The following is a 1,547-nucleotide window of genomic DNA, read 5'->3' as shown; positions in this document are numbered from 1 at the left end:
TGTGTGTGTGTGTGTGTGTGTGTGTGTGTGTGTGTGTGTTTACACAAATCTCACACATATCCAAATTTACAAGACACTTTTTTGAATACAGGTATATGCACGATGCAGCGGACAACGGAATGTTGCCTGAACAGATTGCCATATTTCCTGAAATGTGCTGTAAATCAAAATACATTGTCATTCAATTATTAAATTCCGCTTGCAAAGTTAGCGGATTTTAACGGAAAGTGAGAGGACAATCTTAGAAAATTTGAAGGACAATTCAAGGAAAAATGCTCATAATGAGGGACAATTCAGGGAATTTCCTTAAATTGTCCTTCTGTGTTCTTGTCCTGCATCCCGGATTTCAGGTTTCGGCTGTAAGTCCTTACATTGGAAAAACCGCAATGTGTAGCAATTTCTTCACGGCTTGCCGAAGGGTGTTCTTCCCGGTATCGGACAGCGGCCTCAATCCTGAGCCGGTTCAGTTCCTTATAAAAGGAACCGAAACGTTCTTTCATGACAATGGATACATATTTCCGGTTGCTCTTTACCGCATCTGCCAGTTCGCCGATTTTCAGGTTCGGATTCAGGTAAAGCCTGTCCTCGGTCAATGCTGCCCGTATTTTCGCTTCCAGTTCATCCTTGGCATCAACAGACAGCAGGCTGCTGCCGCTTCCCCGGTCGGACAGTACCGTTTCTATTTTTTCCGCTATGAGTTCTTCCGTTTCTTCTACCACCTCCCGATATTCTTTTCGTTGCGGATGCAATATCCGTATCAAAAGTACGATGTGCATGACAGAAATGACCAGCTGGAACCACATGTTATAATTATGGTCGCCTGTAAAAAACAGCCACCATGCGGCTCCCAGATACAGCACCGGCATGAATACGACAAAACCGGCAAAACGTACCGGAAAATCTTCACTGTTGGAATATTCTTCCTGCATGTGTAGGCGAATCTGGCGCAACAGCCAGCTTGTGGTATGCAACAGCATGGCTGTAAGCAGCAGGGAATATCCTCCGATAAGGAGAAGAAGCATATCACGATGGCGGTAGAGGGTATCTCCACCAATCCAGCCGTATATCCAACAGACCAGTATAATGACAAGAGGAATGATACCGGACAATACAAATATCAGTCTGCGGTGTCTTGTCTTGCTGAAGAAAAACCGGCGGAACGACAACACGCCCGCACCGGGCAACAGCAGCATAAGAAAAACACGCATAAAGAAGTATGCGTCCGGGCTGTCCATGCGGAAAAGCCATACCACAGGCAGGGCGAAACAGGCATAGACAATCGTGATGAGCTTGCGGGCCGGATAGAAATAGGCTTCTTCCTCGTCAAACGGACGGCACATGTGGAAATAACGCACCAACGCACAAAACAGTGACGTAACGACCAGTATCAGGCAGGATGCCGCATAATATATTTCAGGACCTTGTATTATCATTTCGGATTTCTAAAAATTTTGCGAATTTACAAAAATCCGTTCGTATTAGGCCTCTAATCAGAGCTTTTTATCATCTAACCCCCTTATTTTTCATATGTATGTCAAAGAACAATG

1 protein-coding gene is annotated in these 1,547 nt (G+C 44.9%); it reads right to left on the bottom strand.

What is annotated here, in order from left to right; all coding sequences use genetic code 11:
* Positions 1–293: 293 nt before the first annotated feature.
* Positions 294–1,433, bottom strand: a complete 1,140-nt coding sequence (locus BQ7480_RS17445; RefSeq protein WP_072541216.1) for a helix-turn-helix domain-containing protein — start codon at positions 1,431–1,433, stop codon at positions 294–296.
* Between the last annotated feature and the right edge of the window lie 114 nt (positions 1,434–1,547).

Origin of the sequence: Bacteroides mediterraneensis (genome assembly GCF_900128455.1) — a bacterium.
Taxonomy (GTDB): domain Bacteria; phylum Bacteroidota; class Bacteroidia; order Bacteroidales; family Bacteroidaceae; genus Phocaeicola; species Phocaeicola mediterraneensis.
Note: the sequence above shows the minus strand (reverse complement) of the source record. Positions and strands in the feature narration are given on the sequence as shown.

Coding starts and splice junctions, on each gene's coding strand:
- BQ7480_RS17445 (WP_072541216.1), bottom strand. CDS start 1,433: ATGATAATACAAGGTCCTGAAATATATTATGCGGCATCCTGCCTGATA.